Source organism: Candidatus Protochlamydia sp. W-9, assembly GCF_001950615.1.
Classification (GTDB): domain Bacteria; phylum Chlamydiota; class Chlamydiia; order Chlamydiales; family Parachlamydiaceae; genus Protochlamydia; species Protochlamydia amoebophila.
In genome coordinates, this window is the sequence record NZ_BCPZ01000272.1 from 1 (window position 1) to 503 (window position 503).

General features: G+C 40.4%; 1 protein-coding gene. It reads left to right on the forward strand.

Annotated features, from left to right (window positions below; translation table 11 throughout):
- On the forward strand, positions 1 to 503 hold a 503-nt coding region (locus BU804_RS08065; RefSeq protein WP_143298962.1), incomplete at both ends, for an integrase core domain-containing protein.

Below are 503 nucleotides of genomic sequence, written 5' to 3' on the forward strand. Positions count from 1 at the left end.
ACAAAGAGAGTGGTCTCAAAATCAGAAAAAGGGGTGGAAGGAAGAGAGCTTTAGGTTCTAGAATAGGACCTGAGGAGATTTCTAGGCCAAATCAAAGATGGTCTCTTGACTTTGTTTCAGATGCATTAGCCAATGGAAAGCGCCTTCGGATTCTAACAATTGTGGATGACTTTACTAGGGAAAGTCTTAAGATGGTGGTAGATACCTTGATCAGCGGGATTCGTGTTGCGAGAGAGCTATCTGAGTTGATAGAGACAGAGGGGAAGCCAGCATGCATATTAAGCGATAATGGGACGGAATTTACTAGCAATGCTATTTTGAAGTGGTCATGGGATAACAAAATTAGCTGGAAGTATATTCAACCCGGTAAGCCAATGCAAAATGGTTACATTGAAAGTTTCAATGGAAAGCTTCGTGATGAATGCTTAAATGAAAATTGGTTTTTAAATGTTAAGGATGCTCGTAGCACGATTGAAAAGTGGCGCGAAGACTATAATGAGTAT